This is a genomic window from Streptomyces sp. NPDC044003 (assembly GCF_056435185.1).
Window position 1 is genome coordinate 1 of sequence record NZ_JBWKFA010000023.1, and the last position, 24,302, is coordinate 24,302.

Annotated in this window: 22 protein-coding genes, 1 pseudogene and 1 riboswitch; of the genes and pseudogenes, 7 read left to right on the forward strand and 16 right to left on the reverse strand. The window is 73.4% G+C overall.

What is annotated here, in order from left to right; all coding sequences use genetic code 11:
• Positions 1-609: pseudogene (locus AC07AW_RS40695) on the forward strand (amino acid transporter); the annotation flags it as partial.
• A 53-nt stretch (positions 610-662) separates the two neighbouring features.
• Here the strand turns inward: AC07AW_RS40695 and AC07AW_RS40700 are convergent.
• Together AC07AW_RS40700 and AC07AW_RS40705 are read right to left on the reverse strand one after the other, a co-directional pair.
• Positions 663-1,268 carry a TetR/AcrR family transcriptional regulator gene (locus tag AC07AW_RS40700; RefSeq protein ID WP_478820502.1) on the reverse strand — a complete coding sequence of 202 codons (606 nt, stop codon included), beginning with the start codon at positions 1,266-1,268 and terminating at the stop codon, positions 663-665.
• 66 nt (positions 1,269-1,334) lie between these two features.
• Entirely contained in the window at positions 1,335-2,885 is a 1,551-nt protein-coding gene (locus tag AC07AW_RS40705) for a serine/threonine-protein kinase (protein WP_478820503.1), read from the reverse strand.
• A 252-nt stretch (positions 2,886-3,137) separates the two neighbouring features.
• Between AC07AW_RS40705 and AC07AW_RS40710 the strand changes: the two genes are divergently transcribed.
• Positions 3,138-4,310: an agmatine deiminase family protein gene (locus AC07AW_RS40710; protein WP_478820504.1), complete on the forward strand. Its 1,173-nt coding sequence runs from the start codon at positions 3,138-3,140 to the stop codon at positions 4,308-4,310.
• Positions 4,311-4,322: 12 nt separating this feature from the next.
• On the opposite strand, the gene AC07AW_RS40715 is transcribed toward AC07AW_RS40710, so the two are convergent.
• A complete protein-coding gene (locus AC07AW_RS40715; protein ID WP_478820505.1) occupies positions 4,323-4,709 on the reverse strand; it encodes a VOC family protein in 387 nt (128 codons plus the stop codon).
• Positions 4,710-4,995: 286 nt separating this feature from the next.
• Between AC07AW_RS40715 and AC07AW_RS40720 the strand changes: the two genes are divergently transcribed.
• Positions 4,996-5,934 carry a hypothetical protein gene (locus tag AC07AW_RS40720; protein WP_478820506.1) on the forward strand — a complete coding sequence of 313 codons (939 nt, stop codon included), beginning with the start codon at positions 4,996-4,998 and terminating at the stop codon, positions 5,932-5,934.
• A gap of 7 nt (positions 5,935-5,941) precedes the next feature.
• On the opposite strand, the gene AC07AW_RS40725 is transcribed toward AC07AW_RS40720, so the two are convergent.
• Together AC07AW_RS40725 and AC07AW_RS40730 are read right to left on the reverse strand one after the other, a co-directional pair.
• Positions 5,942-7,231: a serine hydrolase domain-containing protein gene (locus tag AC07AW_RS40725; protein ID WP_478820507.1), complete on the reverse strand. Its 1,290-nt coding sequence runs from the start codon at positions 7,229-7,231 to the stop codon at positions 5,942-5,944.
• 136 nt (positions 7,232-7,367) lie between these two features.
• Entirely contained in the window at positions 7,368-8,888 is a 1,521-nt protein-coding gene (locus tag AC07AW_RS40730) for an MFS transporter (protein ID WP_478820508.1), read from the reverse strand.
• A 244-nt stretch (positions 8,889-9,132) separates the two neighbouring features.
• Between AC07AW_RS40730 and AC07AW_RS40735 the strand changes: the two genes are divergently transcribed.
• On the forward strand, positions 9,133-9,855 hold the full coding sequence (locus tag AC07AW_RS40735) for a TetR/AcrR family transcriptional regulator C-terminal domain-containing protein (protein WP_478820509.1): 723 nt from the start codon (positions 9,133-9,135) through the stop codon (positions 9,853-9,855).
• On the opposite strand, the gene AC07AW_RS40740 is transcribed toward AC07AW_RS40735, so the two are convergent.
• The 7 genes from AC07AW_RS40740 to AC07AW_RS40770 all read right to left on the reverse strand — a co-directional run bounded on the left by AC07AW_RS40740 (position 9,804) and on the right by AC07AW_RS40770 (position 15,910).
• Complete coding sequence (locus AC07AW_RS40740; protein WP_478820510.1) at positions 9,804-11,204, reverse strand: MFS transporter; 1,401 nt, start codon at positions 11,202-11,204, stop codon at positions 9,804-9,806. The genes AC07AW_RS40735 and AC07AW_RS40740 overlap by 52 nt on opposite strands.
• 81 nt (positions 11,205-11,285) lie before the next feature.
• On the reverse strand, positions 11,286-11,651 hold the full coding sequence (locus AC07AW_RS40745) for an ArsR/SmtB family transcription factor (protein WP_478820511.1): 366 nt from the start codon (positions 11,649-11,651) through the stop codon (positions 11,286-11,288).
• The gene (locus AC07AW_RS40750; RefSeq protein WP_478820512.1) at positions 11,630-12,463 is read right to left on the reverse strand and encodes an ABC transporter ATP-binding protein; all 834 of its coding nucleotides are present in this window, start codon (positions 12,461-12,463) and stop codon (positions 11,630-11,632) included. Before AC07AW_RS40750 ends, AC07AW_RS40745 begins: the two co-directional genes overlap by 22 nt.
• A complete protein-coding gene (locus AC07AW_RS40755) occupies positions 12,460-13,497 on the reverse strand; it encodes a FecCD family ABC transporter permease (RefSeq protein ID WP_478820513.1) in 1,038 nt (345 codons plus the stop codon). The genes AC07AW_RS40750 and AC07AW_RS40755 overlap by 4 nt, the downstream gene beginning before the upstream one ends.
• Complete coding sequence (locus AC07AW_RS40760; RefSeq protein WP_478820514.1) at positions 13,494-14,549, reverse strand: ABC transporter substrate-binding protein; 1,056 nt, start codon at positions 14,547-14,549, stop codon at positions 13,494-13,496. The genes AC07AW_RS40755 and AC07AW_RS40760 overlap by 4 nt, the downstream gene beginning before the upstream one ends.
• An 81-nt stretch (positions 14,550-14,630) precedes the next feature.
• Positions 14,631-14,808: riboswitch (cobalamin riboswitch) on the reverse strand.
• Positions 14,809-14,881: 73 nt separating this feature from the next.
• Entirely contained in the window at positions 14,882-15,088 is a 207-nt protein-coding gene (locus AC07AW_RS40765; RefSeq protein ID WP_478820515.1) for a cold-shock protein, read from the reverse strand.
• A 225-nt stretch (positions 15,089-15,313) separates the two neighbouring features.
• The gene (locus AC07AW_RS40770) at positions 15,314-15,910 is read right to left on the reverse strand and encodes a TetR/AcrR family transcriptional regulator (protein WP_392159864.1); all 597 of its coding nucleotides are present in this window, start codon (positions 15,908-15,910) and stop codon (positions 15,314-15,316) included.
• 114 nt (positions 15,911-16,024) lie between these two features.
• Here AC07AW_RS40770 and AC07AW_RS40775 point away from each other — a divergent pair, with 114 nt between their 5' ends.
• Complete coding sequence (locus tag AC07AW_RS40775; RefSeq protein ID WP_478820516.1) at positions 16,025-17,197, forward strand: alkane 1-monooxygenase; 1,173 nt, start codon at positions 16,025-16,027, stop codon at positions 17,195-17,197.
• A 24-nt stretch (positions 17,198-17,221) separates the two neighbouring features.
• On the opposite strand, the gene AC07AW_RS40780 is transcribed toward AC07AW_RS40775, so the two are convergent.
• Both AC07AW_RS40780 and AC07AW_RS40785 read right to left on the reverse strand, forming a co-directional pair.
• Positions 17,222-18,502 carry an amidohydrolase gene (locus tag AC07AW_RS40780; RefSeq protein ID WP_478820517.1) on the reverse strand — a complete coding sequence of 427 codons (1,281 nt, stop codon included), beginning with the start codon at positions 18,500-18,502 and terminating at the stop codon, positions 17,222-17,224.
• On the reverse strand, positions 18,499-19,773 hold the full coding sequence (locus AC07AW_RS40785) for an MFS transporter (protein WP_478820518.1): 1,275 nt from the start codon (positions 19,771-19,773) through the stop codon (positions 18,499-18,501). Before AC07AW_RS40785 ends, AC07AW_RS40780 begins: the two co-directional genes overlap by 4 nt.
• A 144-nt stretch (positions 19,774-19,917) precedes the next feature.
• Here AC07AW_RS40785 and AC07AW_RS40790 point away from each other — a divergent pair, with 144 nt between their 5' ends.
• Complete coding sequence (locus AC07AW_RS40790) at positions 19,918-20,931, forward strand: Lrp/AsnC family transcriptional regulator (RefSeq protein WP_478820519.1); 1,014 nt, start codon at positions 19,918-19,920, stop codon at positions 20,929-20,931.
• Between the two features lie 277 nt (positions 20,932-21,208).
• Complete coding sequence (locus tag AC07AW_RS40795; RefSeq protein WP_478820520.1) at positions 21,209-22,234, forward strand: alcohol dehydrogenase; 1,026 nt, start codon at positions 21,209-21,211, stop codon at positions 22,232-22,234.
• A 230-nt stretch (positions 22,235-22,464) separates the two neighbouring features.
• On the opposite strand, the gene AC07AW_RS40800 is transcribed toward AC07AW_RS40795, so the two are convergent.
• Entirely contained in the window at positions 22,465-23,574 is a 1,110-nt protein-coding gene (locus tag AC07AW_RS40800; protein ID WP_478820521.1) for a LysR family transcriptional regulator, read from the reverse strand.
• Positions 23,575-23,726: 152 nt separating this feature from the next.
• Positions 23,727-24,275 (reverse strand): carboxymuconolactone decarboxylase family protein, encoded by a 549-nt coding sequence (locus tag AC07AW_RS40805; RefSeq protein WP_478820522.1) that lies wholly within the window; start codon positions 24,273-24,275, stop codon positions 23,727-23,729.
• Positions 24,276-24,302 lie beyond the last annotated feature (27 nt).

Consider the following 24,302-nt stretch of genomic DNA (forward strand, 5'->3'; position numbering starts at 1 on the left):
ACCACCGTCGTCAACGTCATCGAGCGCCCCGACGGCGTGAAGATCGGTGCCTGCTTCATCGCCGGCATCATCCTCATCTCGCTCCTCTCCCGGCTGGGCCGCGCCTTCGAACTGCGCGTCACGCACGTCGAACTCGACGAGATGGCCGAGCGGTTCATCCAGGACATCTCACGCCGCACGCCCCGCTACATCGCGAACGAACCCGACAACCGCGACGCCGACGAGTACCGGGCGAAGAAGGACCAGATCCGCGCCGACAACGATCTGCCGACCACCGAGGACTTCGTCTTCGTCGAGGTGACGGTCACCGACCCCTCCGAGTTCGAGGCGGGCCTGACCGTACGCGGTGAGGTCATGCACGACCGCTACCGCGTCCTCACCGTCGAGTCCTCCTCCATCCCCAACGCGCTGGCCGCCCTCCTCCTCCACGCGCGGGACCTCACCGGGGTCCGCCCGCACATCTACTTCGAGTGGACCGAGGGCAACCCCTTCGCCAACTTCATCCGCTTCTTCCTCTTCGGACAGGGCGAGATCGCCCCGGTCACCCGTGAGGTCCTGCGGGAGGCGGAGGCCGACCGGGACCTGCGCCCGCGGGTCCACGTCGGCTGAGCCGGGACGTCTACGACGCGGTCCGGAACGTCTACGGGCGCGGGCCGAGACGTCTACGGGCGCGGGCCGGGCCCCTCGGAGGGCCCGCCAAGGCGCGTCAGCTCCACCTCGACGGCCTCCCGCATGAGGGTGCGCGCGTGGTCGATCGTCAGGCCGCCGCTCAGCCACCGCATGCTCAGGCCTTCGAGGAGGGCGGTGAGCCGCTCCGCCGCCGCGGTGAGCAGGACGGCGGACGCCATGGGCCGCACCTGGCCCAGGAGCCCGGCCACCTCCTGCACCCACACCAGGGTCGCGCGGGCGAGGTCCTCGCGCAGGACGGGGTCGAAGACGGCGCTCGCCCGCAGCTCGCCCCAGGCCGAGCTGTTCTCCCGTACCTCCGGGGTGTCCTGGAGTTCCAGGAGGAGGACCTGGTCGAGCTCCTCGCGGGGGCTGAGCGGCTCGGCGTCGGGATCCCGCTCGGTGGTGTACCGCTCGGCGCGGTCGTTGATGAACTCCAGCGTGTGGCGCAGGATTCCGGTGCGGTCCTTGAAGTGGTAGTAGATCAGGCCGGTGGAGACCCCGGCCTCGGCGGCCAGTTCCTCCACGCGGAGCCCGCGGACCCCGCGCCGGGCGATCACCCGGGCGGCCGCTTCAAGGATCTGAGTACTACGAGACGCCATGCCATGAACCCTATCCGGAGCGGCGGACGGAGTGATCGACGATGCCGCCTCCGGGCCGACCTCCGCTCAGCCGTCCTTCCGGTACTCGCTCAGGACCACGGTGACCGGGCCCTCGCCCGGCGCGCCTTCGACGAGCCGCGCGATGACGAGCCGGCGGGCGTCGGGGCTGCGGACGCAGAAGGGCCGTTCGTCGGCGAGGTCGTCGAGGGGAAGGCTCGTGACCGGTTCCGTCTCGATGCCCCGCTCGCAGTCCCCGGGGCTCAGCACGTATCCGGAGGCGACGAAGGCGTCCGTCTCCTCGGGCAGCACGAACGCCCCCTTCTCGCGGGTCAGATACCAGTCGGCGGTCTCGGCGGGGACGACCTTCCCGGCGCCGAGGTCGAACTCGTACGCGTCGTCGGGGGCGGTCAGCTCGACGTCGGCGTACCCCGGCGTGAACGACGGCACGCCGGTCCCGTCGAGGTAGTACACGGCCCCGGCCGCCGCCGCGAGCAGGCCGACGGTGGCGGCGCCCGCGATCAGGGCCGTACGCCCGCGGCGGCGGCGAGACCGGCGCGCCGGGGGTGCGCCGGGGGCGCGGCCGTCCCCGGGGCGGGGCTCCGGCACCCGCTGCGTGGGTACGGGGACGGCCGGGGCGGCGGCGTGGGTGGGCCGGTCGTGGAGCGAGGGCGCCGGCGTACCGGTGGCATCCGGCGGTCCCCAGCCGGCCCCGCCCGGCAGCTCCCGGCGTACGGCCCCCGGCAGCCATCCTTCGGTGAACTCCGGGGCGTGGCCGACGGCCGGGTGCGCGTGCGCGGCGGCGATCAGTTCGGCCGGGGCGGGGCGCTCCTCGGGCCGCTTGGCGAGGCAGCGTTCCAGGAGGGCGTGCAGCGCGACGGGGACGGGGGAGAGGTCGGCCGGCTCGTGGACCACGCGGTACAGCGCGGCCGACTCGGGCCCGGCGCCGAACGGCAGGGCTCCCCCGGCCACGTACGCGGCGAGCGCGCCGAGCGCGAAGACGTCGGTCGCGGGCGTCACGGCGAGGCCGATGGCCTGCTCGGGCGCCATGTACGCGGCGGTGCCGATCCGCAGGCCGGTGCCGGTGAGCCCGGTGGCGTCGGCCGCCCGCGCGATGCCGAAGTCGATGACGCGCGGGCCGTCCTCGGCGATCAGGACGTTGGCCGGCTTGAGGTCGCGGTGGACGACGCCCGCGCCGTGGATGGCCTGGAGGGCCTCCGCGATCCCGGCGACGAGGAGCAGCACCGTACGGACGGGGAGCGGGCCGTGGCGCTCGACGACCTGCTGGAGGGAGGGGCCGGGGACGTAGGCGGTGGCGAGCCAGGGGACGGGGTCGTCGGCTCCGTGGTCCACCACCTGCGCGGTGAAGAGGCCGTGGATGCGGCTCGCGCTGGCGACCTCCTGGGCGAAGCGCCGCCGGAACTCGGGGTCGGCGGCGAAGTCCTCGCGCACCGCCTTGAGGGCGATGGGCCGCCCGCCCGGGGTGTGGGCGAGGTAGACGACGCCCATGCCGCCGGCGCCGAGCCGGGCCTGGATCCGGTAGCCGCCGATCTCTCGGGGGTCGTCGAGCGCCGGCGGCGCGTGGGCCGGCCGCGGCCCGGGAGGATACGTGGAGGACATGGGCACGATCGTGCCGTTGACCAAAGTTTCAGTCAACACGAGAGGGACGGAACGGCACGGAAGGGCTGATCAGGGGGCTCGTGGACGCACCTGCCCACCCCTGCTCCGAGCGGGCGACACCGGGATCGCCACACCGTGCAGCCATTTGACTGAAAATCCAGTCAGTGCCAGAGTGGCGTGCGTCGACGGCCACCCCGCCTCCCGATCCGCCCGCCGCCGGACCGCCTCGCCAGCCCATGATCGGAGCACACCGTGTCCCACCGTTCCCCCTCCCGCCGCACCGCCCTGCGGGCCTTCGCCGGCATCGGCGGCGCCCTCGCGCTCGGCGCCGCCGCCTGCGGCCCCGAGGAGGCCGCGCAGGGCGGAACCGCCCCCGGCACGAGCCGTACCCCGGCCTCCCCCGCCGCGGACGGCGTGCGCCGCTTCGGCGCCGAATGGGAGAGCCACACCCGGACGTTCATGTCCTGGCCCGCCCTCGCCTCCGTCTGGGAGGGCGACCTCCCCTACGTACGGGAGGACATCGCCCGCATCGCCCGGGCCGTCTCGGAGTACGAGGCCGTCGTGATGATGGCCCGCCCGGACCAGCAGGCGGCGGCCCAGCGGGCCTGCGGCTCGCAGGTCGAGGTCATCCCGATGGCCGTCGACGACCTGTGGGCCCGCGACATCGTCCCGGTCTTCGTGGAGGACGACGGCGAGCTCGTCGGCATCGACTTCAACTTCAACGGCTGGGGCAACAAGCAGACCCACACCAACGACGCCCAGGTCGGCCGCAAGCTCCTCGCCAGGTACGGCATCCCCCGCGAGCAGGCGCCGCTCACCGCCGAGGGCGGCTCCTTCGAGACCGACGGCGAGGGCACCCTCCTCATCACCGAGAGCTCGATCGTCAACGACAACCGCAACCGCGGGAAGAACCGGGACCAGATCGAGGACGAGCTGATCGAGACGCTCGGCGTGGAGAAGGTGGTCTGGCTGGCGGGCGTCCGCGGCGAGGACATCACCGACGCGCACGTGGACAGCCTCGTACGGTTCACCGCGCCCGGTGTGGTCCTGCTCGACCAGGCCTTCCCCGGCACTCCCCCGGACTCCTGGTCCCGCTCGGCCGACCAGGCCCGCTCGGTGCTGAGCAAGGCCACCGACGCCCGCGGCCGGCGCTTCGAGATCATCGACCTTCCGCAGCCGGACCTCGACAGGATCACCGGCGAGGGCGACGACTTCGTGTCGACGTACGCCAACTTCTACGTCGCGAACGACTCCGTGTTCATGCCGAAGTTCGGTGACCGGAAGGCCGACGACCGCGCGCGCGGCATCCTCCAGGACCACTTCCCCGAGCGGGAGATCGTGCAGATCCCGATCGACACGATCGCGTCCGGCGGCGGTGGCATCCACTGCTCGACCCACGACCAGCCCGGCAGGCCGGCCGCCTGATCACGGGAGGGGTCAGGGCAGCTGGACGATCTGGATGAGGTTGCCGCAGGTGTCGTCCAGGACCGCGATGGTGACCGGGCCCGCCTCCGTCGGTTCCTGGGTGAAGCGGACACCGAGGGCGCTCAGCCGCTCGTACTCGGCGCGGACGTCGTCGACGGCGAAGGAGGTGGCCGGGATGCCGTCCGCGACGAGAGCGCGCGCGTACGCCTTGGCGGCGGGGTGCGCGTCGGGCTCCAGGAGCAGCTCGGTGCCGTCGGGGGTCTCCGGCGAGACGACGGTCAGCCAGCGGTAGTCGCCGAGGGGGACCTCCGTCTTCTTCACGAAGCCCAGCTTCTCCGTGTAGAAGCTCAGCGCCTTGTCCTGGTCGTCGACGAAGACACTGGTCACGTGGATCCGCATGGCGTTCTCCTCCGGTCGGGCTTCGGGGTCCGCGGCCACGTAACCACCTGCCCGCCGCCCGGCGGGAACCCGACACGCCCCGCGTACATCTGCGGAGCCGTTCGGAATCCGGTGGATCGGCCGTCGCGGGCGAGGCACAATCCCCGGGGAATCGGGGCGAGGGGAAGCTTGTTTGGACGTGTTCGCGTGTGCCGGGTGCGGTACTGAGCTGACGGCGCCGGTGTCCCGGGTCGCCCTCCCCGTACACACGCACCACGGCGCATGGGAGGAACTCCATCCGCCGCTGATGGAGCCCGCGACGTACGCCGTCGACCCCCGGCCCACGGGACCGCCCCGGCGGTCGTGGGAGGAGGCCGGGGAGGACGCTGCTGCCCGGCAGGACGTGTACGCGCCGGTGCGCTCCGTCTCCTTCGGCGCGCGGAACAGGATCGTCATCGCCCCCGGCGACTCCCGGTCCATGGACCTGATCCCCGACAGGTGCGAGGGCCACTGCCAGGGGGTGGACGGCCGGTCCGGGCCCAACCTGGCGTGCCAGGGGTGCGGGCGGGCCGTGGCGACCCGCCAGGACGACTGCGGAGTGTGGCAGACGGTGTGGCTGGAGCCCGACGCGGTCGTACGCCGCCCCTCGGGGCTCCCCGCCGGGCCGCCGCCCGACTGGGACGACCTGGAACGTGCCGAGCACCGCGTGCCGCCCGTCGAACCCGACGGATCGTGGAGCCGCCGCTGGGAGGCGGCGGTCGGGGTCGCGCTGGCCCACCTGGTGGTGGCCACCGAGGGCCGCCCGGTGACCCTCCCCGCCGGACCCGTCGCCGAGCTGCTCGGCCACGCCGTCGGCCGCTACCTCCCCGCAGGGCCCGAGGCCCGGTCCGTGGGGCTGGCCGGGCCCGGGATCCGCACACCCCGGCCACACCCCGACGTCCTGCTCGTCCCCCGCCACCCCCTCACGGGCGCGCCCTGGCGCCCGCCCGGCGACGAGGGGGCTGTCGTGCCGCTGGACAGCGGGGCCTGGGCGTACCTCGCCCACCCGGGCGAGACCTCGCCGCTGCCCGCGACCGGGGTGCTCCCGGAGGGTGTCCTGCGCGACGACTACCCTCTGCCGCCGCTCCCCTGGTGCCCGCTGATGCCCCACCACCGCGCCTTCGAGGACACCCTGGCCGGGCTGCCCGCCGTACGCACAATCCGACTGCGCGGCCTGGCCGGGCCGGCCTGGTCGCCGCGCTCCTGACGGTGGATCAGGTGATCGCGAGCGGGTCGTTCGGGGCCAGCGCGGCCGCGATGCGCTGGGCGACCACCTCGGCCATGTTGCCGTCCGGGGTGTTCGGGTTCTTCGTCGCGGAGACCGCGATGGCGAGCCCCTTCGACGGGAGGTACGCCTGGATCGCCGCGTACCCGGAGAACGACGGGTTCTGCAGCACCCACCCGTTGACGACGATGACGCCGAGCCCGAAGTGCTTCGCCTCGGTCTGCTTGAGGCAGATCGAGGCGGGGCAGGTGGCGCTCGCGCCGCCGAGGCCGACGGTGCCCGGGTCGAGCAGCGTGCGGTACGAGCGGTACGAGAGGAGTTCGCCGCTGCCGATCGCCCGCGCCGACGTGGCCAGGTCGCAGATGTGGGTGGTGATGACCGCGCCGGGCGCGGTGGTCCACGAGGGGTTCCAGAAGGTGGACTCCTCGTAGAAGCCGCGGTCGGAGGTGAAGGCGTGCAGGACCGGGCGCGGGATGTCGGGGGTGAAGTCGTTCCGGGTGTTCCGCAGTCCGAGGGGGCCGGTGACGCGCTCCCTGATCAGCTCGTCGATCCGGGTGCCGGTGATCTTCTCGAGTGCGGCGACGAGGAGGACGTAGTTGGCGTGGGAGTAGCTCCAGCTCTTGCCCGGCTCGTACCAGAAGGAGTGGCTGTAGGGGTACGAGAGGAGCTGCGCCGGGGTCCACTGGCGGAAGGGGTGCGGCAGCAGCTCGGCGAGGAAGGCCGGGTCGGTGACGTAGTCGTGGAGGCCGGTGGTGTTGCTGGCCAGCATCCGCAGGGTGATCCGGTCCGCCTTCGGCACGGTGGGCAGCCACTGCTCCACGGTGTCGTCGAGGTCGACCCTGCCCTCCTCGACGAGTTGGAGGAGGGCTGTGCCGATGTGGGCGAAGGCCACGGAGCCGGCCCGGAAGTGCATGTCCGGCTCGGCGGGGACGCCGGTCATGGACTCGCCGAGGGCGTCGGTGACGACCTCGCGGCCGTCGACGGTGACCCGCAGTTCGACGGACTTGAGCTTGAGGTCGCTCTTGGCCTTGCGGGTGATGTCCAGGATCCGGCGGGCCTTGGCGTCGAGGGGCCGCTCGGTCCGCACGCAGTCGCGGCCGCCGTGTCCGGGGCCGCCGGGGCCGCCGGGGCCGCCGGAGCCGCCGGGGCCTTCGGGGCGCGAGGCGAGTGCCGGGGCGGCGGCGGTCTGGACGGCGAGGGCGAGGAGCGCGGCACAGAGGAGGGCTCTGCGGGAACGGGACCGGGTCCGTGAGGGGGTGGGGCGGGGGGTGGAGTTCATGGGCCGCACTATGGCCGGAGGCGCACCCGTGATCCGGTCGAACACTCCACAGTCGGGGCGAGAGGCATCCATCTGGGGCAGACGGAAGAGCCGGTGCCCCGGGGCACCGGCTCTTCCGCGGACGTACGGGCGGGGGTCAGGCGACGAGCGTCTTCCCCGTCTCGTCGGCAGCCGGCTCCGTCTCCTCGCCGGCCGGCGCGGCCGCCTTGGAGTCGCGCATCACCAGCGTGGCGAGGACGGCCGCCGCGAGGACTCCGACGGCGCTGATGGTGAAGGTGGTGGACATCGAGGAGGTGAAGGCGTCCCGGGCGGCGGCGATCAGTCCGGCGTCGCCCTGGGCGACGGCCAGTGCGCCGCCGATGGACTGCTTGGCCTGCTCGGGGGCGTCGGCCGGCATCGCGGCGGAGAAGGTGCTGGTGAGGAGCGAGCCGAGGATGGCGATGCCGAGCGCGGTGCCGGCCTGCTGGATGGTGTCGTTGAGGGCGGAGCCGACGCCGGCCTTCTCCGCGGGGATGGTGCTCATCAGCGCGCCGACGGCGGCCGGCATCGCGAGTCCGGCGCCGAGGCCGAGGAGGCCGAGGGCGACGGCCGGGACGGTGAAGCCGGAGTGGGCGTCGACGGTGGTGAGCAGGCCGAAGGAGGCGGCCATGACGAGCATGCCGACGAGGATCAGGAGCCGGTTGCCGATCTTCGCGGCGAGGCCGGCGCCGGCGCCGTTGCCGATGAGGGCGGCGACGGCGAGCGGGACGAAGGCGAGACCGGCCTTGACGGGCGAGTAGCCGAGGACGAACTGCAGGTACTGGGTGAGGACGAGGAGCAGTCCGCCGTTGCCGATCTGCACGAGGGTCAGCGAGAGCGAACCGCCGCTGAAGTTGCGGTGCTTGAAGAGGACCAGCGGCACCATCGGCTCGGGGGTGACGTTCTCCCAGATCACGAACCCGGCGAGGGTGACGACGGCGACGGCCAGGGTGATCAGCGAGCGGCCCTCGAAGGCGCCGTGCTGCGGGATCTCGATGATCCACCAGATCAGCGCGGTCATGCCGACGGCGGAGAGGATCGCGCCCAGCGGGTCGGGCTTCTGCCAGGGGCCCTTCGACTCGGGCATGAGGGTGAGGGCGGCGAGGACGGCGAGGGCGACGACCGGGACGTTGATGAAGAAGATCGAGTGCCAGGAGAAGTGGTCGATCAGGACGCCGCCGAGGACGGGGCTGCCGACGAGGCCGAGCATGGACACCGAGCCCCAGGCGGCCATGGCGCGGGGCCGCTCGTCCTCGTCGAAGACGGTGATGAGGATGGAGAGTGTCGAGGGCATGATCAGCGCGCCGCCGACGCCCATCGTGATGCGGGCGGCGATGACCTGGCCGGGGCTGGTGCAGACCGTGGCGGCGAGTGAGGCCGCGCCGAACAGCAGCAGGCCGATGACCATGACCTTCCGGCGGCCGAAGCGGTCGCCGAGGCTGCCCGAGGTGAGCAGGAGTCCCGCGAAGACCAGGATGTAGGAGTCCAGGATCCACTGGATGTCCTGGGCGCTCGCCCCGATGTCCGCGGTCATGGACGGTACGGCGACGGTGAGCGCCATGCTGTCGACGACCAGGACCAGGGTGCTCAGGCAGAGCACGACCAGGATCCACCAGCGGCGTGGGTTGCGGGTTTCCATCGGGAGTTCCCCCTCGGGTTTCGTTCGCTCCCCTCGGAGCGCCCTTCGATGCGCACACTGTACGCAGCTGCGCACAGTGTGCGCAACCCCGGAGACCTGTACGCTGAATGCGCACGCCGTACGCAGTGCGTGCGACCGCAGAGCACTCGTCCGGAGAGCCTCGCCCGGAGAGCACTCGCCCGGAGAGCACTCGCACCCAGAGCAATCGCACGCAGAGCACTCGTCCGCAGAAGGCAGGAGGACCATGGCCGCCAAGGCGAACCCCGTCCCGTCCGTATGGGCCCGTGAGCAGTCCGCCCCCGACCAGCCCGCGCTCAGCCGGGCCGCGATCGTCCGCGAGGCGGTCGTCATGCTGGACGCCGACGGCATCGAGGCGCTCAGCATGCGCAAGCTCGGCGCCCGCCTGAACGCCGGCGCGACCTCGCTCTACCGCCACGTCGCCACCAAGGACGAGCTGATGGAGCTCGCCGTGGACGAGGTCGCCGGCGAGATCACCGTCCCGCCCGCGGGCGGCCCCTGGCGGGCCGCCGCCGCCGAGGCCGCCGCGTCCTTCCGCGCGACGGCCCTGCGCCACCCCTGGCTCTCGTCGACCCTCGGGCAGGCGGGCCTCGCCTATCTGGGCCCCAACCTGATGTCGTACTCGGAGCGACTCGCCGCCCTGTTCACCGCCGCCGGGTTCCCCGAGCCGAGCCGGGCGATCGACACCCTCCTGTCGTACGTCATCGGCATGAGCACCACGGAGGCCGCCTGGCTCACCACGGTCGCCCGCTCCGGGGAGACCGAGGCCGGGTTCATCGCCCGTCTCATGCCCGCCGCCCAGCAGGCGGCGGCCGACCACGACCACCTCGCCGAGTCGTATGCCGAGGCCGCCCACGCGGTGGCCGACCCGGTCGCCATCCGGGACGCCAAGTTCGCCTACGGCCTCGACGTGGTCCTGGACGGCCTGGAGATGCGGCTCCCGCGCTGACCGGACGCCCGGCCCGGTCCCGGCGGCCACCGCCGGTGCAGCGTGTCGATGTGGTACGCGTGCGCGTGGTGGCCCGCGGCCCCGGCCAGGTGCGGGTGGCCGGACGGGAGTTCGGGGTGGACGTGCTCCAGCTCGGCCGGGTCCTCGCGGGGCCAGAGGCAGACCGCGCCCACGGCCCCGAGGAGTGCGAGGGCCGCGAGCACGGCCGCCGAGACGGCGGGTCCCGCCCAGGCGGCGAGCCCGCCGGCGAGCGGGTAGGCGAGCAGCCAGCAGGCGTGCGAGAGGGAGAACCGGGCCGCGAAGGCGGCCGGCAGGTCGTCGCCGCCGGCCGAGCGGCGCACCACCCGGCCGCCGGGGGTGAGGACGGCCGACCCGGCGGCGCCGAGGACCAGCCAGACCGCGAGCAGCGCGGGCCACGACCAGGCACCGGGCGCGGCGGTGAGTCCGAGGGCGAGGAGCACGAGGGCCCCGGGCAGGGCGAAGGCCGCCCGCACCATGACGACACGGTCGTCCGCCCGGTGCAGGAGGCGCGGCAGCAGCAGCGCCACGGCCATGGACCCGGCTCCGTAGGCGGCGAGCGCGAGCGGGACGTCGCCGGCGGGGCGGCCGAGGGTGTCGCGGACCAGGAGCACGGTGTCGACGAGCACCACGGCCCCGGCCGCCGCGACGGCGAGGTCGAGGGCGAGGAGGGCCCGCAGCCGCGGGGTCGCGAGCAGCAGCCGGACGCCGAAGGCGACCTTGGCGTGGAGCCGGTGCGGGCCGCCCGCTTCGGGCTCCGGCGGCCCCGGCAGGGTGGTCGTCCTGACGAGGAGCGCCGAGGCCAGGAACCCGATGGCGGTGCCCGTGAAGAGCCAGGAGTACGGGAGGACCGTGAGCAGTGCGGCGGCCAGTACGGGGCTGACCAGGCTCTCCAGGTCGTAGGCGAGACGGGAGAGCGAGAGGGCCTCCGTGTAGGCGCGTTCCTCCGGGAGCACCTGCGGGATCGTCGCCTGGAAGGCGGGCGTGAAGGCGGCGGAGGCGGCCTGGAGCAGGAGGATCAGCACGTACACCTGCCACACCCGGGTGACGAACGGCAGGGCGAGCACGACTGTCGCCCGTGCCAGGTCCATCGAGACGAGCAGTGTGCGCCGGGGCACGCGGTCGGCGAGGGCTCCGGCGAGCGGGGCGATCGTGACGTACGCGGCCATCTTGAGGGCGAGGGCGGTGCCGAGCACGGCGGCGGCGTCGGCCCCGGCGAGGTCGTACGCGAGAAGGCTCAGCGCCACGGTCGCCAGGCCGGTGCCCGCGAGGGCGACGACCTGGGCGCCGAACAGGCGCCGGTAGGTGCGGTTGCGCAGGACGGACAGCATGGGGGCGCCCCCGGTCGGCCACGGCGGACGGCTGAGACCTCCACCGTAGTCGACAGGTGCACGAGTGCGCACATGTTCACGTCAGTCGTGCCAGGGCTCCCCCGTCACCTGGTGGTCCGCCCGGCTGATCGCCTCGACGACCAGACGCTTCAGATGCCCGTCCGGCATCGCGTACACGACCCGGCGGCCGTCCTTGCGGCTCGTGACGAGCCCGCCGAGGCGCAGCTTGGCGAGGTGCTGGCTGACGGCGGGACGCGCGGCGCCGCACGCCTCGGTCAGGGCGGTGACGTCGGCCTCGCCCCGGGTGAGCAGCCACACGAGATGGAGCCGGGTGGGGTCGGAGAGCAGGCCGAACACCTCGGCCGCCGCCGCGAGTTCACGCGCTCCCGGGGTCCGCTCGTGCGGGCGGGAGGGGCCTGTGGCGTCTATGGGCTCGGGCGTGGGCATGGGGCCACCGTACCCAGGAAGCGGATGTGGGGGCGCCCGTCGGGTCCCGGCCGGGTCACGGCGCTGCGGACCCCGTAGACCTCGGCGATGAGCTCCTCGGTGAGGACCTCCTCCGGTGGGCCGCCCGCCACCACCCGGCCGCGGGCGAGGACCACGAGCCGGTCGCAGTACATCGCGGCGAGGTTGAGGTCGTGCAGGGCGACGACGGCGGTGAGGCGGAGTCCGGCGACGAGGGCGAGCAGGTCGAGCTGGTGCTGGATGTCGAGGTGGTTCGTGGGTTCGTCGAGGAGGAGTTCGCGCGGTTCCTGGGCGAGGGCCCGGGCGATCTGGACGCGCTGGCGTTCGCCGCCGGACAGGGTGCGCCAGGGCTGCCGGGCGCGGTCGGTGAGCCCCGTCCGTTCGAGGGCGGTGCGGACGGCGGTCTCGTCCGCCGCCGAGGGCGGGGTCCAGGCCCTGCGGTGCGGGATGCGGCCGAGGCGTACGACGTCGGCGACGGTCAGGTCGGCCTGGGTGTCGGCCTGCTGCTCGATGGTGGCGAGGCGCCGGGCGACCGTGCGGCGGCCGAGCCCGCCCAGCGGGTCGCCGTCGAGGGTGACGAGCCCGGAGTCGGGGGCGAGGACGCCGGCGAGGAGGCGCAGCAGAGTGGACTTGCCCGACCCGTTGGGGCCGAGCAGCCCGGTGACGGTGCCGGGGGCGAGGGAGACGCTGACCCCGTCGAGGACGAGGGTGTCGCCGGCCGTGCGCGAGACCCGTTCGGCGCGGAGCCCGGCGTCCGCGCCCGTACCGGTGTCGGCGTCGGTGGTCGTGGTCATCGGCTGCTCCTCGTGCGGTAGAGGACGAGCACGAAGGCCGGTACGCCGATCAGCGAGGTCACCACGCCCACCGGCACCTCCTGTGGGTCGAGGACCGTGCGGGCGAGCGTGTCGGCCCAGACGAGGAACACCGCTCCGGCCAGGGCGGTGACCGGCAGGAGGCGGGCGTGTCCGGGGCCGGCGAGCGCGCGGGCGGCGTGCGGCAGGACGAGGCCGACGAAGCCGATCGCCCCGGCGGCGGAGACCAGAGCGGCCGTCAGGAGGGCGGTGACGCACAGCAGGACGAGCCGGGTCCGCGCGACGGCGACGCCGAGCGAGGCGGCGGCCTCCTCGCCGAAGGCGAAGGCGTCCAAAGTCCTCGCGTACCCGCCGCAGATCAGCAGGGCCGCCACGAGCACGGCGAGGCACAGCCACACCTCGCTCCAGCCGGCCCCGGCGAGCGAGCCGAGCAGCCAGAAGAGCACGCCCCGGGTGGTCTCGGCGTCGGCGGCGGTCATCACGACGAAGGAGGTGAGGGCGGAGAAGAGCTGCATCGCGGCGACGCCCGCGAGGACCACCCGGTCCGTCGAGCCGCCGAGGGTGTGGCTGAGCAGCAGGACGAGCGCGAAGGAGACCACCGCCCCCAGGAACGCCCCGCCGGTGACGGAGAGGACCCCGCCGCCGACACCGAGGACGACGACCGCGACCGCGCCGGTCGACGCTCCGGAGGAGACGCCGAGGACGAAGGGGTCGGCGAGCGGGTTGCGCAGGAGCGACTGCATCACCGCCCCGCAGACGGCGAGTCCGGCGCCGCAGACGGCGGCGAGGAGGGTACGCGGCAGCCGCAGGTCCCAGACGATCCCGTCGCGGATCGGCGGGAGTTCGGAGACGCCGCCGCCGAGGTGGGCGGCGATCACGGAACCGGCCTCGCCGACGCCGATGTCCGCCGGGCCGATGGTGACGGCCACGGCCACGGACAGGCCGAGCAGCACGAGTCCGGCCGCCGTCCACAGGAGCACCGTGGCGGACGTGACCGCCCGTTGAGCGGTCCTCACTTCGCGAGACCGTACGAGCGGAGCGCGGCCGCCACCTTCTCCACGCCCTCGACGGTGCGCAGGGTGGGGTTCATCGCCTGGCCGCTGAGCAGGACGTACCGCTTGTGCTTCACGGCCGTCATGTTTCTGGTGAGGGGGTCGGACTCCAGGAACTCGATCTTCTTCGCCGCGCTCTCGGCGGACTGCGCGCGGCGGGTCAGATCGCCGATCACGAGGACGTCGGGGTCACGGTCCGCGACGGTCTCCCAGTTGACCTGGGGCCACTCCTCGCGGGTGTCGTCGAAGACGTTCTTCGCCCCGAGCGCGTTCGTGACGATCCCGGGCGCCCCGCAACAGCCCGCCATGTAGGGCGCCTTGGCGTCGGAGTACCAGTAGAGGACGGTGGCGTCGGTGAAGTCGGCCGCCGCCGTGGCCTTCGCGACCCGGGCCTTGAGCCCGGCGACGAGCTTCTCGCCCCGCTCGGGAACGCCGAACACCCGGGCCAGGTCGCGGATCTCGCCGTAGACGGTGTCCATGGTGAGCGGGCGGGTGCGGACGCCGTCGCCGTCGCCGCTGTTGTCCTTGCCGACGCAGTCGGTGGGCGAGAGGTACGTGGGGACGCCGAGCTGCTCGAAGCGTTCGCGGGGCGCGACCCCGCCCTTGCCGAGGGTGTACGCGAACGAGGCGGCCGCGAAGTCGGGTTCGGTGTCGAGGACCTTCTCGAAGGAGGGGTAGCGGTCGGCGAGGCGCGGGACCTTCGCGTTCTCCTTCTCCAGGCCCTTGAGCACCGGGTCGGTCCAGGTGGCGGTGCCCACCATGCGGTCGGCGAGGCCGAGGGAGAGCATGATCTCCGCCGCTCCCTGGTCGAGGGCGACGGCCCGGCGCGGCGCGCGGTCGACGCGGACCGGCCGTCCGCAGTTGTCGTCGAAGGTGACGGGGTAGCCGCGCTCCGGGGCCGCTCCCTTCCCGGTCGGCGCGGCGGTTCCACCGCCGCAGCCGGTCACCGTCGCGGTGAGGAGGAGGACGCCGGCCAGGGCGGGCACGGCGGATCGGACGGGGTGTGCGAGCGGCACGGGGAACTTCCTCTGCGTCCACGGCTCATACGCGGAGCCTGTCGTACGGTGCTCCCCGGACGGCAGCGTGCCGCCGGGGCCGCCAGCAGGTCTTCGGACTCGGGGTCAGCCGGACGGAGCGCCTTCCCGGGCCCGTCGTGCCGCCCAGTGGCCGATGCTCCGCCCGTCGCCCTCACCGCTGCGCGTCAGTTCCGGTCTTCCACCGGATTCCCTGACCCGTGGACGTACCCGTTCAGGTGCGTACAAAGGTGCGACTGGCCTCGGCACAGTACCACCGGCCGGTCGCCGCGCCCCGGGACGCCTGTCGACGCCCCCGGGGACGCCTGTCGGCGTCAGACGCGCAGTTCCTTCGCCTCGAAGCGGCCGTCGCCGAGGACCAGGACGAAGGAGACCTGCTGCCCCTCGGAGACCGTCCGCTCCTCGCTCTCGATGTCCTCGGCACGGAAGTACACCTGCTCCTCGGAGCCCACGGGGACGACGAAGCCGTACCCGCCGAGACGGTTGAAGGACTGTACGAACCCTGTGCTTCTGCCTGCCACGGCGGCCTCCTCGTCGGCACGGGCGACGCGGTCGAGGGTGTCCGGCCCCGGGCGGGCCGTGTCCGCGCCTCAGGGGAGATGTACCCCGTGTACCCGCCCTTCGCCACCGCCGCGACCCCGGGGAGAACCACCCCGAACGATCTCGTACAATATTCAACAGAGGCCCGCTGCCGGAGATCCCCCGTGTCCGTCAGCGGGCCTCGCCCTTTCCTCGCGGAGCCCGCCTCAGGCGCGGCCGCCCGGGTAGGCGATCCGTGCCGTGATCCTGGCGATGCGCCGCGCCGACTCCTCCGGCGCGGCCACCGGCTGGACGATGTGGCTGACGGTGAGCCGCACGATCGTCTCGACGGCGAGGCCACGGGACTCCTCGTCGACGTCGGGCCAGGCCTCGATCGCGTACGCGTCGAGCATCGCCATCGCCGTGCCGAAGACCGGCTCCGGGCGCGTGGTGAGGTAGGCGAGAAGATCGTCCTCGCCGCCGCGCGCGGCGAGCAGGACGCTCTTGATGAGCGGGTTGTCCACCGCCTGCTGCAGCGTGTAGCCGACGCCCGCCGCCGCTGCCGCCTCCAACTCGCCCCGGTGGGCGTCGAGTTCGCGCTGGATACCGAGGAGGAAGCCCTCCAGCTCGCGCTGGACCAGGGCGTTGCCGATGGCCTCCTTCGAGCCGAACTCGTTGTAGAGCGTCTGGCGGCTGATGCCGGCGGCCCGCGCGATGGCGGCCATGCGGAGCCCGCCCCAGCCGTCGGCGGCGACGAGCCGGTAGGCGGCGTCGAGCACCTGCTCGCGCAGGAGGGACCGAACACTCTCACGGAAACGTGTCATCGTGCCCCCACTTTATCCACCGGCCCCTATCCAGAGCATTGACACCTCACCGGCAGTCCGTCTATCAACTGGACAGAACGCATGTGAAGTGTCCACCTCTCCGAGGAGCCGGTCTTGGCCCTGCACAGCGACTCCCCCGAAGCCCCCGCCGCCTGGCGCGACCCCAAGCGCTGGCTCTGGCTGCTCGGCCTGCTCATCCCGGCCTTCCCCTTCCTCTCCTGGGGTCTGGTGGCCGCCACCGGGCTCCGCCTCTTCTGGTGGACCGGGATCCTCGTCCTGTACGTGATCTTCCCGGTCGTCGACCACCTCATCGGCAAGGACTCCGCCAACCCGCCGGACAGCGCGATCGCCCACCTGGAGCAGGACCGCTACTACCGGTGGTGCACCTACCTCTACCTCCCCCTCCAGTACACCGGTCTCGTCCTCGGCTGCTGGCTGATCACCCGGGGCGACCTCTCCCTCCTGGACAGGATCGGGCTGACCTTCACCCTCGGCGGGGTCGCCGGCATCGCCATCAACACCGCCCACGAGCTGGGGCACAAGACGGAGACCCTGGAGCGCAGGCTCTCCCGGATCGCGCTCGCCCAGACCTGGTACGGCCACTTCTACGTCGAGCACAACCACGGCCACCACATCCGCGTCGCCACCCCGGAGGACCCCGCGAGCGCCCGGCTCGGCGAGAGCTTCTGGCGCTTCCTGCCCCGGACCGTCCTCGGCAGCCTCACCTCGGCCTGGCGCCTGGAGAAGCGCCGGCTCGCCCGCCGGGGCCGGTCCGTGTGGAGCCCGCGCAACACGGTCCTCGGCTCCTGGGCGCTGTCGTTCGCGCTCTTCGCGGGGCTCTCGCTCGCCTTCGGGCCCGGGGTCCTGCCGTACCTCGCGGGCCAGGCGGTCTTCGGCTTCTGCCTGCTCGAAGTGATCAACTACACCGAGCACTACGGCCTCAGGCGGGAGCTCACCGCGAGCGGCCGGTACGAGCGCTGCGCCCCGCGCCACAGCTGGAACAGCGACAACGTCGCCTCGAACGTCTTCCTCTACCACCTCCAGCGGCACAGCGACCACCACGCCCACCCCACCCGGCGCTACCAGTCGCTGCGCCACTTCGACGAGGCCCCCGAGATGCCGACGGGGTACGCGGGGATGATCGTCCTCGCGTACGTCCCGCCGCTCTGGCGCCGCGTCATGGACCCCCTGGTCCTCGCCCACTACGACGGGGACGTGACCCGCGCGAACCTCCAGCCGTCCCGCCGGACCCGCCTGCTCGCCCGGTACGGGACGGCGACCGGCTGAGCTCTCCCCCTACGCTCTCTCCCCCTACACCGACCGCTTGATCAGCCACGGCGCGGCGGCCGCGAGGAGGGCGGTCACACCGAGGGGGATCGTCGGGCCGGGGACGGGGGCGAAGTGCGGCGAGTGGTTGGCGGGGACGGTGTCGGGGAGGCCGTCCGCCAGCAGGGCGTCGGGGTCGATGCCCGCGTACAGCGCGGGGTCGGCGCCGCCGAAGTGCCAGAAGACGGACGGGACGCCGAGCGCGGTCCCGAAGACGCCGAAGTCCTCGCTGCCGGTGACGGCCGCAGGAAGGGTGAAGACCCGCCCCTCGCCGAGGACTTCGGCGAGCGCGGTCTGCACGCGGGCCGTCGCCTCCGGTTCGTTCACGGTGACGGGGAAGGAGTTGAGGGGGGCGATCTCGGGTTCCTTGGGGGCGCCCGAGGCGGCGGCCTCCGCACGGACGATCCGCTCGACGGCGGACAGGACCCGGTCGCGTACGGCCGGGGTGGTCGAGCGGATGTTGACCTTGAGTTCGGCGGTGTCCGGGATGATGTTCTCCTTCGTCCCGGCGTGCAGCGAGCCGACCGTGACGACCGCCGTCTGCGCGGCGCCGATCTCCCGGGAGACGACGGTCTGCAGGCGCATGACGACCGCCGCGGCCATCACCACCGGGTCGACGGCCGTCTCGGGGGTGGAGCCGTGGCCACCGCGCCCGAAGAGGGTCACCCGGAGGCTGTCGGAGGCGGCCATCACCGGTCCCGGGCGGGTGCCGAGGAAGCCGACGGGGGCCGGGGCGACGTGCTGGGCGAGGCAGACCTCGGCGCGCGGGAAGCGGTCGAGGAAACCGTCCTCGATCATGGCGGGCGCGCCGCCGACCTCCTCGGCGGGCTGGAAGACGGCGACGACGGTGCCGTGCCAGGCGTCCCGGTGCCCGGCGAGCTGACCGGTGGCGCCGAGGAGGCAGGTGACGTGCATGTCGTGCCCGCAGGCGTGCATGACGGGCACCTCGTGCCCTTCGGGGTCGGTGCCGGTGACGGTCGAGGCGTACGGGAGCCCGGTCTCCTCCTTGACGGGGAGGGCGTCCATGTCGGCGCGGAGCAGGACGACGGGGCCGGGCCCGTTGGCGAGGACGCCGACGACGCCGGTGCGGCCGACGCCCTCGGTGACCTCCCAGCCCTGGGCGCGCAGCCGTTCGGCGACGACACCGGCCGTACGGAACTCCTGGAACGACAGCTCGGGGTGGGCGTGCAGGTCCTCGTACAGGGCGCGCAGGGCGGGCAGGCGCGCGTCGAGTCCGGCGAGAAGGGCTGCGACATCGGTGGTCATGCGGCGGTTTCCTCTGCGGTAGGGGAGGGGCGGGGCGCGCGGTCGGCGGCGGTGCGGAAGGCCTCGGCGTCCTGCGGGGTCAGACAGGCCATGACGGCGGCGATCACCGCGCCGAGGACGAGGAAGCCGAAGGCGACCTGGAAGGAGAAGGCGTCGGCGAGCGCGCCCATGACGGGCGGGGCGACCATGCCGGCGACCTGGCCGCCGAGGATGACGACGGCGCTGCCGACGCCCACGCACTCCGGGGTGAGGCCGGCGAGGGGGACGGCGAAGATCGGCATGTACGCGAGGGAGGCGGCGAAGACGGCGACCGTGCCGAGGACGACGAAGCCGGTGAGGGACGGGGTGTCCGCCATGAGGAGCAGGGCGACGGCGGCGACGGCCATGCCGGGGACGATGATCACGCGGTGCCGGCCGCCGAGCCGGTCGGCGAGCCGCCCGCCGAGGACGGTGGCGACGGCGGCGCCGAGCGCCGGGATCGCGAGGAGGGCGCCGGCCGAGGTGAGGGAGACCCCGTGTTCCTCGGAGAGGTACGAGGGGACCCAGGTGTTGAGGCCCCAGATGATGGTGTTGTAGCCGAACATCATCAGGGCGAAGCGCCACAGGACGCCCTTGCGCAGGACGGTGCGGAGCGGCGGGCGAGGCGCGCCGGCTTCTTCCGTGCGGGGCAGCGGGGGTGGGAGCAGCAGGCGTACGGCGATCAGGGCGAGGACGCCGAGGGCGGCGGTGGACCAGAAGGCCGAGCGCCAGCCGAAGGCGGCGACGAGCGGGGCGACGGCGAGCGGCGTGACGACGGCGGCGAGGGCGTTGGAGCTCATCACCTTGCCGTTGGCGGCGCTGCGTTCCTCGGGCCGGGTGCGCTCGACGAGGACCTTCAGGGAGGCGGGCGGGAAGACGCCCTCGGCCGCGCCGAACGCGAAGCGCAGCGCGAGCAGGACCGCGAAGGACCAGGCGAAGCCGGTGAGGGCGGTGAAGACCGACCAGGACAGCAGGGCCCAGAGGGTCACCCGCCGGCCGCCGAAGCGGTCGGCGAGCAGGCCGCCGGGGATCTGGCAGAGGGCGTAGGCGAGGAAGAAGGCGGAGACGACAAGGCCCTGCCGCGTGCGGTCGATGTCGAACTCGGCGCCGATGGACGGCAGGACGAGGTTGATCACGAGCCGGTCGGCGTAGTCGACCAGCCAGGCCGCGAAGAGCAGGACGACCGTGAGCCGGACGGTTCCGCGGTGCGCGGGCGGCGCGGCCGGGGACGCCGGAAGGGTCGGAGCAGGCACGGTACTCCTCTCACCGGTGGCCGAAACTGGTGGTCGGCCGGAAGTGCCCCTACGATCCGGTCCGTGAGCGAGCACCCCCCGGAATTGCCGGAAAGCGTCGGCAGAGGCGCCTCTTCGCCGGTTTCCCGCACCGGGGGCTCTCCTGTGGGCTTCTCGGAGCTGGATCTCGCGCTGGTCGACGCCCTGCAGGCCGCTCCCCGCGCGCCGTGGACCCGGATCGGGCGGGCGCTCGGGGTGGACGCGACGACGGCGGCCCGCCGCTTCGAGCGGCTCCGCGCCGAAGGGCTCGCCTGGGTCACGGCGTACGACGCGGCGAAGACGGCCACGGTCGCCTATGTGGAGGTGCGGTGCCGGCCGCGCGCCTTCGAGCGGGTGAGCGCGGCGGTGACGGCGATGCCGTGGGTCTTCAGCGTCGACGAGACGGCCGGGGACTTCGACCTGTTCCTCTCCGTCGCCGCCCCCGGTTTGCCGTCCCTCGGGCGCGCGGTGCACGGCGGGATCGGCGGTCTGCGCGGGGTCAGCTCCACCCGTACCCGGCTCGGCATCACGCTGTACGGGGAGGGGCGGGACTGGCGGATGCGGGCGATGAACCCGGCGGAGCGGGCCGGGCTCGGCGCACCGGGCTCCCCCGCGCGGCCCCGGACGTACAGCACGCACCTCCACGAGCGGCCCGCGCCGCAGGACCAGGCGCTGCTGACCGCGCTCGGCGCCGACGGGCGGCTCGGGTACGCGGAGCTGGGCGCGCGCACGGGCATGAGCGAGCACGCGGCGCGGCGGCGGCTCCAGCGGATGATCCGCGACGGGGACATCACGCTCCGCTGCGATCTGGCGCACCCCATGGCGGGGCTCTCGACGACGGTGGTCTACCGGACGTCGGTGCCGCACGCCCTGCTGGAGCAGACCGGGAACGCGCTGGCCCGTCTGGAGCAGGTCCGCATGTGCGTGTCGGTGAGCGGTCCGTACAACCTGCTCGTCCTGGTGTGGCTGCCCGGGCTCGGCGCGCTGGACCCCTTCGAGGCGCTCCTCGCGGACCGGTTCCCGGCCCTGGAGGTACGGGACCGGACGGTGGCCCTGCACTCCCCGAAGCGCATGAGCTGGCTCCTCGACGAGCACGGGCGGGCCACGGGCCGGGTGCCCCTGGGACTGCCGGAGTACTGAGACGGGGCCGGGGGCGGGGGTGTGGAGGGGGCATGACCCAGGTAGGTCCACAAGGGGCCATGGGGTGATCCAGGACCCGCGGGTGGGTGCTGTTCCCGCCCAGGGGCGCCACCGGGGGCACGTGCGGCCGCAGCCGTTCACGCAGGTCGCAGCGGGTGTGCGGGTCGGCCGTGGGGATGCGTCGCCGGGCGGATCCGGCACCTTTGGTGGTCGGCGCGCGCGGCTGGGCGGTGCGGGATCTACTGGTTGGAGGGGATGACTCCCGAGGAGGAATCCGATGGGTACCTATCGAGTCGCGCAGGTCGGCGCCGCGGGCGAGGCCTTCGAAGCCGTCGAGCGGGAGCTCGTGCCGCCGGCCCCGGGGCATGTGCGCATCGCCGTGGAGGCCTGCGGCATCTGTCACATGGACGCAGCCTTCGTCAACAACGCACTGCCCGGGCTGACCTTTCCGCTGGTCCCGGGACACGAGATCGCCGGCCGCATCGCCGAACTCGGCGAGGGCACACCCGACGTGTGGCGGGTGGGCGACCGGGTGGCGGTGGGCTGGTTCGGCGGCAGCTGCGGAGTCTGCACCCCGTGCCGCCAGGGCGACTTCGTCGTCTGCCGGGCCCTCAAGGTCCCCGGATGGGCCTACGACGGAGGCTACGCCGAGTCGGTGGTCGTCCCCGTCGACGCCCTCGCGCGGATCCCGGACGCGCTCACGGCCGAGGACGCCGCGCCGATGGGATGTGCGGGCGTGACCCCGTTCAACGGGCTGCGGCGCAGCGTCGCCCGGCCGGGCGACCGCGTGGCTGTCCTCGGGCTCGGCGGGCTGGGCCACTTCGGGGTCCGTTTCGCGGTCGCGATGGGGTTCGAAACGGTCTCGATCGCGCGCGGCCCGGACAAGGCGGACTTCGCCAAGCAGCTGGGAGCCCACCACTACATCGACAGCTCCGCGGGAACCGGCGTCGCCGAGGCCCTGCAGTCGCTCGGAGGCGTCCAGGTCGTGCTGGCCACCGCCGCGAACTCCGAGGCCATCACGGCGACCGTCGACGGGCTCACACCCCGCGGCGAGCTGGTGGTGATCGGCATCGACCCGGCGCCCCTGCAGATCGCCCCGCTCCAGTTGATCGTGCCCGCCATCCTCGTGCGCGGCCACTCGAACGGCACCGCCCAGGACATCGAGGACACCATGGCGTTCAGCGCCCTGCACGGCATTCGCCCCGTCATCGAGACCATGCCGCTCGCACAAGCGAATGAGGCCTACCAGAAAATGCTCTCCGGAGCGGCCCGGTTCCGCATGGTGCTCACCACCACCGGTTGACCCAGGACACCGGGTCGCGTGCCTGCCCGGCCCGGTGCGGTTCACCGGGGTCGCTCGACCGCCTGGGAGTCCACACGTGGGAGGGGCGTTCCCTTTTGGGCTTGCCTGGGTCATGCCCGCTGGAGGTGCCACGGCGCGCCGTCGCTCCCGTTGCGGGCCCGGTCGGGGGTGGGCCGGGGGGAGCCGGCGGTGCGCCGTGGCACCGGTCGTGGGGACCCGGGAGGGGTCGGTCAGGAGGCGATGCGCGGATCCGGGTCGAGGGCGGTGGCCCCGCCCCCGAGGACATCGCCGCCCAGGACATCGCCGGCGAGCGCATCGCCGCCGAGGGCGTCGCTCCGGAGAGCCTCGCTCCCGAGGACGTCGGCCCCGAGCGCGTCCGTCGCGAGGGCGTCGGCCACGGGCAGGGTGGCCGGGTGGAAGGCGCGGCCGAGGGCGGTGGCCTGGCGGAGGGTTTCCGTCAGGTTCTGCCGGTCGACGGCGGGCCGGGTGTCGTGGCGGCCGAGGATCAGGGAGGCGTTCCAGCGCATCCGGGGCACGCCGGGAAGGGGGCGCAGGCCGCCTGCCTCCTCGTGGTCGGCGGCGAGTGCCGTGGGGAGCATGGCGCAGCCGAGGCCCGACTGGGTGGCGGCGCGGACGCCCGCCATGGAGCCGAGCTCGTGGATCTCGGGCGGGCTGTCGCAGCGGAGGCGGAGGAATTCGGGGAGCCAGCGCTGGGAGGGGCAGTCGGGGTCGGCGATGACGACCTGCCGTCCGTGGCCGCCGGGTCGCCGGCCGACGCCGGTGACGGGGACGAACTCCACTTCCTGGAGCCGTACTTCGGTGAGGTCGTCGGGGCGGTCGGTGTACTGCTGCTCGCCTAACAGGTCGGCGGGGTCGTCGGCGTCGACGACGGTGAGGACGAGGGCGCCGTCGATGGTGCCGGCCCGGAAGGCGTCGTGGACCTCGGCCGTTCCCATGATGCGCAGGGCGAGTTGGACGCCGGCGAGGAGGCGCCGCCCGACGTGGGTGACCCTGGCCAGCTGCTGCCCGTACGCGAGGGCGGGGACGATGCCGACGGTGAGGCGCGGCGGGTTGGCCGCGGGGCGGCGCAGGGCGGTCTCCATCTCGCCGACGAGGGTGAGGATCTGGCGCGCGTAGTCACGCAGGACGGTTCCGGCGTGGGTGAGCCGGACGCCGTTGGGGAGCCGCTCGAAGACGGGCTCGCCCACCTGCCTCTCCAGGGCACGCATCTGTGCCGTGACGCTGGACTCCGAGTACCCGAGGCGGCGCGCCGCCTGGGTGAACGACCCGGTGAGGGTCACCTCGCGGAAGGTCCGAAGGGTTCTTGCGTCGATGTCCACGTGAATTCCCCCCTGCCGCGCGGGCGGCAGTGTCCTCGCACCAGGTGGTTGGTCGACCACCCGCTTCGATCGCCCCAGTCGCTCGGCCGTACAAGCCGCAGGGGTGCCGGTCGCGTCCTCGCGCCCGGCACCCCTGCTCGGCCGCGAAGACTCTACTCGGCGAGCTGGGCCGGGACCAACGGAAAGTCCAAGTCCGGCTGCGCAACGTGATTGAAGAAGTTCGACAGGACGTTGAGCGCGACGTGGCCGACGATCTCCGCGATCTCGGCGTCGGTCACACCGGCGGCGCGGGCGTCGGCGAGGGCCTCGTCGGTGACGCGGCCGCCGGTCGCCATGACGGCGTCGGTGAGGCGGAGGACCTGGTCCATGTGCGGGTCGCCGGCGTCGCCGCCGCGGCGGGTGTCGAGCAGTTCCTGCTCGCTCAGGCCGACCTTGCCGCCGCGCAGGGTGTGCGCGGAGACGCAGTAGGTGCAGTCGTTGCGCTGCGCGATGAAGAGCGCGAGCTGCTCGCGCTGCCGGGCGCTGAAGCTGCCGCCGACGAGGGCCTCGCGCATGGCGAGGTAACCGCGGAGCGCGGCGGGCCCGTTGGCGAGGGAGGCGTACAGGTTGGGCAGCTTGCCGAGCTGCTTGAGGGTGCCTTCGAGCAGCTCGCGCTGCTCCTCGTCGGCGGTCTCGACGGTCAGTTGGGGAAGGCGGGACATGGTGCTCTCCTTGAGCCGGGCCAAGAC

Coding starts and splice junctions, on each gene's coding strand:
- AC07AW_RS40700 (WP_478820502.1), bottom strand. CDS start 1,268: ATGGCGTCTCGTAGTACTCAGATCCTTGAAGCGGCCGCCCGGGTGATC.
- AC07AW_RS40705 (WP_478820503.1), bottom strand. CDS start 2,885: ATGTCCTCCACGTATCCTCCCGGGCCGCGGCCGGCCCACGCGCCGCCG.
- AC07AW_RS40715 (WP_478820505.1), bottom strand. CDS start 4,709: ATGCGGATCCACGTGACCAGTGTCTTCGTCGACGACCAGGACAAGGCG.
- AC07AW_RS40720 (WP_478820506.1), top strand. CDS start 4,996: ATGGAGCCCGCGACGTACGCCGTCGACCCCCGGCCCACGGGACCGCCC.
- AC07AW_RS40725 (WP_478820507.1), bottom strand. CDS start 7,231: ATGAACTCCACCCCCCGCCCCACCCCCTCACGGACCCGGTCCCGTTCC.
- AC07AW_RS40730 (WP_478820508.1), bottom strand. CDS start 8,888: ATGGAAACCCGCAACCCACGCCGCTGGTGGATCCTGGTCGTGCTCTGC.
- AC07AW_RS40735 (WP_478820509.1), top strand. CDS start 9,133: ATGGCCGCCAAGGCGAACCCCGTCCCGTCCGTATGGGCCCGTGAGCAG.
- AC07AW_RS40740 (WP_478820510.1), bottom strand. CDS start 11,204: ATGCTGTCCGTCCTGCGCAACCGCACCTACCGGCGCCTGTTCGGCGCC.
- AC07AW_RS40745 (WP_478820511.1), bottom strand. CDS start 11,651: ATGCCCACGCCCGAGCCCATAGACGCCACAGGCCCCTCCCGCCCGCAC.
- AC07AW_RS40750 (WP_478820512.1), bottom strand. CDS start 12,463: ATGACCACGACCACCGACGCCGACACCGGTACGGGCGCGGACGCCGGG.
- AC07AW_RS40770 (WP_392159864.1), bottom strand. CDS start 15,910: ATGACACGTTTCCGTGAGAGTGTTCGGTCCCTCCTGCGCGAGCAGGTG.
- AC07AW_RS40780 (WP_478820517.1), bottom strand. CDS start 18,502: ATGACCACCGATGTCGCAGCCCTTCTCGCCGGACTCGACGCGCGCCTG.
- AC07AW_RS40795 (WP_478820520.1), top strand. CDS start 21,209: ATGGGTACCTATCGAGTCGCGCAGGTCGGCGCCGCGGGCGAGGCCTTC.
- AC07AW_RS40805 (WP_478820522.1), bottom strand. CDS start 24,275: ATGTCCCGCCTTCCCCAACTGACCGTCGAGACCGCCGACGAGGAGCAG.